Raw genomic sequence first — 9,191 nt, 5'->3', positions numbered from 1 at the left:
CCCCGCCCGGGTCGGCCGGTCAGCCGCTGGACCCGGACGCGCCCGCCCCGGTGCCGGTGCCCGTGCCGAGGGACGAATGCTGATGACTTCCGCCTATCTCACCGATCCCGCCGCCCGCCGGTTCGCGCCGGTCGGCGGCGCGGGCACGGCCTGGTTCTCGTTCGACGGCACGGACCGCGACGAGCGCTCGGGTGATGTGCTGCTCGCGGTCGACGACGCGGCGACCCCATCCGTGACCGGCTTCGAGGCGACCGAGGACCCCGGGCCGGAACCCGCCGGGCTGGCCTTCGCCCACGGCTGTCTCTACCGGGGCGATCCGGATCGCGGCCAGATCCAGCTCATCCGCCCGTCCTCCCCGGGCCCGCCGATCGATCTGCTCGGACCGGTTCTGCCGCCGCCCTCCGGGACCGGCTTCACCGTGGTGGGACTGGATCCGGCTCGGCCGCTGCAGGCCCGGGCGCTCGCCGCGGACAGCGACGACCACCTGTTCGTGCTCGACGGCGGGGACGGCCGGGTCGCAGTGCTGGACCTCGCCGACGGCCATCAGATGCGTACAGTCACCTTCCCGCACCGGCCCGTCGACCTGGCCGGCACCGGCGGCCGAAGCATCTACGTCCTGACCGGCTCCCGCAGCGCACCGCTCCACCGGCTCGACGCGATCGGCCGGCCCGAGGTCCAAGCGCTCGAACCGGCCGCCACCGAGCTGCTCGGGGCCGGCACGATCCCGCCCGGCGCCCGTCCGGCCCGGATCGCGGTCGCCCCGGACGGCGCGGTGTGGCTGCTGTTCGACGACAGCCGACTCCTCCGCGTCCGCCCCGGCGCGGATCCCGCGCATCCCGGGCTGCTGCGGGTTCCGGGGACGCTGGACCTGGAGTTCACCGGGGACGGGCTGCTCGTCCTGGCCGGACCGCCCGGTGATCGGCTGCTCACCTGGTCGTCCGGGACCCTCGGGGTGTTGCGGGCACGGGGCTACGACGGGCGGGGTCTCGTGCGTACCCCCGACGGCCGGATCGGTTACCTGTCCGCCGCCGGATTCCGCATCGCCGTCCCACGGCGGGTCGCCTACCGGACGGGCGGAAGCGTGACCACGCCGTACCTGGATGGCCTCGACTTCGGTCGGGTGTGGGGGCGGATCTTCGTCGAGGCTTGCGTGCCACCGGACACTACCTTGACCTGCGCGACGAGCACGACCGACGACCCGTCCGCTCTGCCGCCAGCACCCACCACCGTCTGGCGCCCTCTGCACCGCCGCGAGACCGGACGCGAGCTGGCCTGGGCCCCGTTCCCGGCCGGCGACAGGTACGAGGTCTACGAGGCGCCCGTGGCCGCGCCGCCGGGCCGCCACCTCGTGGTGTGGCTGCGGCTCACCGGCACCGGGGTGACCACCCCGCGGGTCCGTGCGCTCCGCGCCGAGCTCCCCGGCCGCGACCTGATCACCAAGCTGCCCCGCACCTACCGCCGCGACCCGGTCGCCGCCGATCTCCTGCGCCGCTTCCTCGCGATCATCGACGGGCAGTTCGGCGAGATCGAGTCCCGGGCCGTCCAGCGCGATCTGCTGCTCGACCCCGGCGGCGCTCCGGCCGAGCTGCTGCCGTGGCTGGCATCGCTCGTCGGGCTCACCCTCGACACCCGCTGGCCGGAGGCGGCCCGCCGGACGGTGCTGACCGAGGCGATGCCGCTCTACCGGCAGCGCGGGACGGTTCCGGGCCTGCGCCGGATGCTCGAGATCTATCTCGGCCGGGCCGTGGTCATCCTGGAGTCGTTCCGGCTGCGGGGTCGGGCCGCGGCGATCGGCGGCGCGGACGACGTCCCAGGTGAGTTCGATGCGGTCCTCGGGGCGGGCTGGCGCGTGGCCGGCGGCCCGGCCCCGTCCCCGGCGGTGGCCGTCCCGGAGCGCGCGGCCGCGCACCGGTTCACCGTGCTGCTCACGACCACGCCCGATGACGAGCAGTTGGCCGTGGTCCGCGATCTGCTCGACCTGCATCGCCCGGCGCACACCCTGATCGAGGTTTGCTCGCTCGGCGGCGGCATGCGCGTTGGGCTTGGCCTGCACGTGGAGATCTCCAGTGTGGTCGGTCCCGGATCCGGTTTCGGCCGCTTGCGGGCCGGTGACCGTCTCGGCGACGACCGCCTGCTCGGCCGCGGCCGCACGGGCCTGCGTGTGGGCGGTGCCGGACCGGGGGAGGTGATCGACGGATGACCGACCGGATCGAGCACTTGTCCCTCCGGTGGCGACCCGACGCGGACCCGGGCGACGCGGGCCGCGACCGCCTGGCCGTCCTCACCGCCACCCTGGTCGAACATGGGCTGGCCGGCGGGCTGAGCAACGGGTTCGACGACGGCCGGGTGACGTGCGTACGCCATCTCCGCCTGCTCGATCTTCGGGCCGGGTGGGGGACCGGCGACGCGGATCTCGCGGCCGGCTGGGGCCGCGCGGTCAGGCGGGCGCTCGCCGCGTTGCCGTCGGCGGACACCGACGAGGTCGTCCGGTACCGCGCGGTTGGTCCGGCCCGGCAGGATCTGGTGATCGGGGTGCTGCGCGGGGATCGGCGGCGGGTCTGGGCCTGGCGGTTGCTCGGTCTCTGGCCGGCCGCCCGCGACGACGCGCCGGCCGGCGAGGTGCTGGACGCCGTGCTGCGCACTGCGGCGGCCGACGAGCCGCACACGGTGACCGGACTGACGACGGCGGTCGCCCAGGCCGGCCGGATGTCGGCGTTGATCGATGCGGTCGCCGGGCCGGTGCTGACCGAGGCGGCCGAGGCGGCGTGGCGGGCCGGCGGCGGATCCGTGCGGGCCGCAAGCCGCGGGACACCCCAGTCGGACAAACCGAGCATGCGCCAGGACCTCACTGGCGCATCGACGGGCAGCGCGGGCACGCCGCGCGACCACCCGCTCCCGCCCGACCGTGCGGGGGCGCAATCGGACAGCGCGGCCGCGGCCCGCCCCGGCGTGTCACCGGCCCGGGCGAGCAATCGGTCGATCGAGTCCGGCGCACCCCTGCGCAAGATCATTTCGACCTCCGTCCACATCGGATCGCTGGACCGTGCGCCCGGCATCGACCAAGCGATGGCGTTCGCCCGCCTGGCGATCCTCGAAGTCGACCCCGCGTCGGTCCGCCAGGCCACGTCCGAGGACGTGCTGAGGGCGATCGCGACCCAGCTGGCAACCGGGACCACTCTTGCGACTCGCCGGGACACGACCCGCCCGAGCCCCGGGCCGGGGCACGACGACGGCGCCGTGCCGGTACCCGGGAACACCGACCCCCGCGGCCCGATCCGGCGCACGGGCTGGGGCGGCTTGTTGTTCCTGCTGCACCTGGTCGGGCACCTGCGCCTGCCGGACCGGGTGCCGACCAACCCGGACCGCTACGGCGACGAACTGCGTCCGGTGCTGCACGAGCTCGGCCGCCGGATCTGCCGCCGGGCCGCACCCGCAGCCGGTTTCCCCGAGCCGACGGACCCGGCTGTTCTCGCGTTCGCCGGTCTGCCGCCGGTCGCCGAACCCCCGCTGCCGTTGCCGTGCCCGGACCTTCTCGACGAGGAGGTTGACGAGGTCGTGGCGGCGTTGCGGGCCGCACTCGATGCCGAGGCGGTGCCGGACCAGGCCCTGCTGACCCGGGTCTGCCGCCGTGAGGCCGTGATCGAGGCGGATCCGGGCTGGATCGATGTGGTGCTTCGCCTGGACGACGTCGACGTGGGTGTCCGCCGCGCGGGGCTCGACCTCGACCCGGATTTCCTGCCCTGGCTCGGATGCGTGGTGCGGTACCGCTATGGCTGACCTCGGCCCGATCCCCGCGCGCCTCGACGACGCCCTGGCCCGGATGGCCGGGCGGCTCGCCGGTGTCCTCGACGGGCTCGGCGACGCGACCGGCGCGGAGTTCCTACGGTCCCGGCCCGGCCCGTCCGGTCCCGGCGCGCCGGACGGCGGCTGCCTCGATCTCCCCGCCGGCCCCGCCGAGCCGGTCGACCGTCTCGGCGCGGCGCTCGGCCTCGGTGCGACCGACGGTGATCTGCTGCTTCTGACCCTGCTCGGCCACCAGCACGAGGGCACCGCCGCCGTTCTGCGCGGGCTGCACCCGTGCGGCGAGCCGTGGGCGACGACCGGCCTGGCCGCGCGACTGGCCGAACTCGGCGGGCTCGGCGCGGTCGTGCACTCGCGTGCCGAGATCGGCCGGATCATCAGCGCGGGCCCGCTGGCGCGCGCCGGGGCGGTCCGGGCCGAGGGAGCCGAGCAGCCGTTCCCGGAACGCAGTCTGCGCCCCGCACCCCTGCTGTGGGATGCGCTGGCCGGGCTGGCCGGCTGGCCCGACGGCGTCGAGCTGCTGCCGGGCCCGTACCCGCACTGGGGTTTCGACGGCTGGCTGGCACAGGCGGAGGTGGCCGGCGCGCGGCGGGTGATCGAACGTGACGCGGCGGTCACCGTGCTGCTGCCGGGCCCACGCCAGGAGGCGCTGGCGGGGCGGCTCGCCGCGCTCGTGGGCGCGGCCGGCCGGCAGGCCGTGGTGCTGTGGGTTCGGGAGCTCGACGCCACCACCGTGCGTGGGATCCAGCTGCTGGCTCGGGTCCGCGGCGTCGTGCCGGTGCTCTGCGCCGACGGCGGTCCGCGCGGGGATCTCGGTGCCGGCCAGCTGCCCGTCCCCTTGCTGCTGGCGCTGCCGGACCGGGACGTGCGGACGTGGCCGCGCCCGGTTCTCGAGCTGCCGGCCGGCCCGCTCCCGGCCGCCGACCGCCGGGCGGCGCTCCGCCACGCCCTGCCCGAGCTCGGCGAGCCGCCGGACGCGCCGATCGGGCCGGCCGGCATCGAACCGGGCGAGGTCGCGCTGGCGGCGGCGGATGTGCGCGTGCGGGCAGAACTGGCCCGAGAACCGGCCGGCTGGGATCGGATGAGCGAGCGCACCGACGCCCACTTCGTCGGCGCAGTGCCGCCCGGCGCGGTGCTCCTGCACCCCCGAGCGCGCTGGGCCGACCTGATCCTGCCCGCCGACCGGCTGGCCCAGCTGCGCGAGGCGGTCGAGCGGATGCGCGGGCAGGACCGGGTGCTGGCCGAGTGGGGATTCGACGGTTACGGCGTGCGCGGGCTGCGGTTGCTGCTCGCCGGGCCACCGGGCACCGGGAAAACTCTCGCGGCCGAGGTGATCGCCGCCGAACTGGGCCGTGACCTGCTCGCGGTGGACCTGTCGCAGCTGGTGTCCAAGTGGATCGGCGAGACCGAGAAGAACCTGGCCGAGGTGTTCGATGCGGCCGAGCGCGACGGCGCCGTGCTGTTGTTCGACGAGGCGGACGCGTTGTTCGGCAAGCGCACCGAGGTCGGCGACGGCCGGGACCGGTACGCCAACCTGCAGACCGCCTACCTCCTCGGCCGGCTCGAACGGTTCACCGGCGTTGCCGTCCTCGCCACCAACCTGCGGCAGAACCTGGACTCCGCGTTCGCCCGGCGGATCGAGTTCGCGGTGATGTTCGACCCGCCCGACGAGGCCGGCCGGCTGGCGCTGTGGCGGCGGCACCTCCCGGCAGCCGCACCGCACGCCGACGATCTCGACCTGCCGTTGCTGGCCGCCCTCTACCCGTTGTCCGGCGCGCTGATCCGCAACGCCGCCGTCGCGGCCGCGTTCCTGGCCGCGGCCGATCCCGAGCCCGGCCGGCGAGTGCTCGGCCGCTCCCATCTCGTGCACGCCCTCCGGCGTGAGCACGCCAAGGCCGGCTTGTCCTTTCCCGGCCCGCCGACCGGGCCGGCGATCCGAAGGGGACCATCGTGACGACATCCACCACCACTTCCACCGCGCCGACCGCCGTCACGACCGTGCGGGAGGCCGAGGTCACCCGCCTCACCTCTGCCGTCGCTGCCGCGGAGGCCGCCGCGACGGCCACTGCCGCCGCAGCCGGCGCCGCGGCGGCCACCTTGAAGGCAGCGACCACGGCACTCGCCTCGCGCGGTCAGGAAACGTCCGTGCTGCTGCAGCGACTAGCCGCGGCCCAGACCGGGCCGCAACGCCACGCGGCCGAGCTCGCGCTGGACGCCAACCGATCGGCGCAATTCCGTGCCGACCTGGAGGTGCAGGCGGCCACCGAGGCCAAGGCCGCCGCCGACCTCGCCGCCACTCGGGCCACCGGCGCTCGGCAGCGGGCCGCCGGCGCGTTGCCGCAGGCCGTCTCGGCCGCCACCGCGGCGACCACCGACGCGGCGGCCGACGGCACGGCGCTGGCCCAGCTGGCCGACCGGCACCCGCTGGCTCTCGCCCGGGTCGCGGACCTGGCCGCGCCGGTGGCCGAGGCGGTCACCCGGCTCGGCTTGCTGCTCGGTGGAGCGTCGATGGTCACACGTACGAGCACCGCCGTGCGCGCCGCCCAGGCCGCCGCCGGACGGCTGGCCGCCGACGCCCGGCTCGCTCGCCGCGTCGAGCTCGCCGCCGCCACGGCCGCCGCGCCGATCGACGGAGCGGTCGCCCAGGCGGCGGATACGCTGGTCCAGGCCCGGAAGGCGATCGCCGACGCGCTGACGGCGACGGCTCGGGTCGACGCCTCGGCCACCGTGGTCGAGGCCGTCCGTGCCACCGCCCCACCTCCCGAACAACCGGCCATCGACGCCGCGGCCCAGGCCGCCGCCGACGGCAACTCCGCGACCTACTCGGCGTGGCTGGTCACCCTGAGCGACCAGCGGATCGACCAGGCCATCGCCCTGCTGGACGCCGTTGCCGAGTTGAACCGCGTGCAGGCCATCGACCCCGCGAACCTGCGGCAGGACCTCCTCGACGCCGACCGGCAGCTGGCCACCGCGCTGAGCGCCCAGCTGACTCAGCGACAGGCCGAAGAAGCCGCGACCGCCGCGGCCGAAACCGCCGACGCCGCGCTGACCACCGCGCCGCCCATGGACCAGCGGTGCCGGGTCGCCTTCCTCCGCGGAGCGTGACGAAGTGACCGAGCAGACTTCGCCCCCGGCCGCCGCGCTGGACGTCGATCCTTTCACCACCTTGGCCGTCCACTTCGGAATGCTTTTGGGTGTCTCCGATTTCCAGGTTCTCGCCGCGAATCCCCGTGGCAAGGCGGCTCTGCACCAGGCCTGGCAGCACGGCAAAGGGGTCGTCTGGGGCTTCCCGATCAGTGTCGACGGGGCCGATCTGGTCGTCGGGCCCGGTCTGGGGGTGGACGGCCTGGGCCGAGAGGTCCGGTCCGGGAGCAGGATGTGCCTGGACATCCGGGCCTGGCGCGACGAGCAGCCGGCCGGGTCGGTTCCGGAAGGCGACACCTTCGATGCGCAGCTGGTGATCCGGCACGACGCCTGCCTGTCTCGCCCGGTGCCGTCGATCCAGCCCGGATACGCGGGGTCGGACCGGTCGCCGGCCTACTCCCGGATCCTCGAACTGGGCCGGCTGGAGCTGCGCCCGTACAGGTCTCGGCCACCGGACGACCGGGGGAAGGCCTTCGCGACGCTACGGGCGTACGTCCGAGACGGGTTGCTGCCCTCCGGGGCGGCGCACGCCGGCACCCACCTGGCCGAGTTCCGGGCCGTGGTGGCCGATCTGGTCGCCTCGGCGCACCCGCCCGGAGCCGGCCCGGATGCCCAAGCCGGGCGTACTCGGCTCTTCCCGGAGGACGAACCCGGCGAGGTGCTGCTGGCCGACCTCCCCGGGCTGCGCCTCACCCCGGCCGGCGACGGCAAGTGGAAGCTCGATGCGCCCACGATCGACCTTTCCGTCCGGCGGACGCACGTGCCCACCTGGGTGCTCTCCGAACTGCTGGCCGAGCTGCTGGACCGCGGCCTCGGCGGCGAAGGACCGGCGGACTGCGCCTCGGACGCGGGCGGCCCGCGCGTGACCCGGATCGCCGCGGACGGCACGACGGTGACGGTGGACTTCCGCGGCCGGATCGCCGAGTCGACCGTGGCCGGCGCGCTGAACGTGCGCCGGTTCGACGAGACCTCCGGCTGGGTCCGTGTTGCGCCGAGGAACCTCACAGTGACGGGTGGGGACAAAGGCAGCCGGCTCACCTTCGACCTGCCATCCGCGCCCGGCGACGAGACGTACCGGTTGTTGCTGCGCGGGACCGGACCGGCCCCGCTGGCGGGTCTGGTGGACGGCCGGCCGGTGCCGCTCGCCGGGCTCGCCGGTGACCCGTCCGCCACCCGCGCGCAGGGACGCGACGTCGCGCGCCGCCTGCCCGGCCGCACCGAAGAGTCAGGAGACCGATCGTGACCGTGACCAACCCCGCCGGGCGGACGTTCACGCCGGACACCGGCGGCGTCGTGAATCTCCACTACTACGACGGCCGCTTCCTGCGCGCCGACGACCTGACCCTCGAACAAGCCGGGCAGCGCGAGTACGCCGATCTGTCCAACCAGGGCACCGCGGTCGGCGTCGTGTACGGCTTCGACCTGACCGGCCAGGGCGGCGGCGCCCTGCGGCTCTCCCGCGGTCTGGCCAAGACGCCCAGCGGCCACGTGCTCTTCCTGCCCGCCGAGGTCACCGCCACCATCCCGGACCTGCTCGGTGCTACCCCGGCGGCGAGCCCGGCCGGCACCCCGCCGACCGGGTTCACACCCTGCGCCGCCGACGCGCCATCGGCCGGTGGGGGTGGCGCCGGCGTGCCCGGGCTGACGCTTTACCGGGTCGGCCTGCGACCGGCGACGACGTTGCAGGGCACCGGCGAGGTGTACGGGGTGGTCTGCTCGGGCTGCGGCCATGCTGCGGACAGTGCCTACCGGGCCGACGGCGTGACCCTCTTCCTGCAACCGCTCTCGCTGAACCTCGATCCGTGGACGATGCCCGGGGTGACCCGGCCGGAGACGCATCTGCGCTCGCAGCTCGCCTCGGCGTGGTTCGCGGGCGAACGCGCGAACGCCGGACGCCTCAGTGCGCAGCTGCTGCGCTCCGCGCTCTGGGGTGCCGGTGCCGCCGCGCAGGCCGGCGACGACGTGGTCACCATCGGCGTGCTGGGGTGGGACGGCAGCACGATCACCCTGCTGGACCGCTGGACGGCCTGCCGCGAAGCGATTCAGACGCCACCGGCCGGTTACTGGGCGAGCCAGCTCGAACAACGGCCGGACTCGGTGTTCCTGGCCCAGATGCTGCAGTTCCAGGACCAGCTCTCGGCCGCGCCGGTCGGTTCCGGGGAATCGGGGCAGCACCTCATCGACTGCGGCTTCGTCGAGCTGCCGGCAGCCGGCTACGTGCCGGTCAAGCCGTCCGCAGGGGATCT

General features: G+C 75.2%; 5 protein-coding genes. All 5 read left to right on the top strand.

Annotated elements, in window-relative coordinates:
• Positions 1–82: 82 nt before the first annotated feature.
• From CCN39_RS06740 to CCN39_RS06720, 5 genes are read left to right on the top strand one after another with little or no spacing between them, the layout of a single operon-like run.
• On the top strand, positions 83–2,200 hold the full coding sequence (locus CCN39_RS06740; RefSeq protein ID WP_143263968.1) for a phage tail protein I: 2,118 nt from the start codon (positions 83–85) through the stop codon (positions 2,198–2,200).
• Positions 2,197–3,777, top strand: a complete 1,581-nt coding sequence (locus CCN39_RS06735; RefSeq protein ID WP_086839430.1) for a hypothetical protein — start codon at positions 2,197–2,199, stop codon at positions 3,775–3,777. The genes CCN39_RS06740 and CCN39_RS06735 overlap by 4 nt, the downstream gene beginning before the upstream one ends.
• Positions 3,770–5,755, top strand: a complete 1,986-nt coding sequence (locus CCN39_RS06730; RefSeq protein WP_143263967.1) for an ATP-binding protein — start codon at positions 3,770–3,772, stop codon at positions 5,753–5,755. The genes CCN39_RS06735 and CCN39_RS06730 overlap by 8 nt, the downstream gene beginning before the upstream one ends.
• Entirely contained in the window at positions 5,752–6,906 is a 1,155-nt protein-coding gene (locus CCN39_RS06725) for a hypothetical protein (protein ID WP_086839426.1), read from the top strand. The genes CCN39_RS06730 and CCN39_RS06725 overlap by 4 nt, the downstream gene beginning before the upstream one ends.
• Before the next feature lie 4 nt (positions 6,907–6,910).
• Positions 6,911–8,188 carry a hypothetical protein gene (locus CCN39_RS06720; protein ID WP_086839424.1) on the top strand — a complete coding sequence of 426 codons (1,278 nt, stop codon included), beginning with the start codon at positions 6,911–6,913 and terminating at the stop codon, positions 8,186–8,188.
• The last annotated feature ends 1,003 nt before the right edge of the window (positions 8,189–9,191 follow it).

This window comes from Amycolatopsis kentuckyensis, from assembly GCF_002155975.1.
GTDB classification, from domain to species: Bacteria; Actinomycetota; Actinomycetes; order Mycobacteriales; family Pseudonocardiaceae; genus Amycolatopsis; species Amycolatopsis kentuckyensis.
This window is presented reverse-complemented; position numbering and strand designations above follow the sequence as displayed.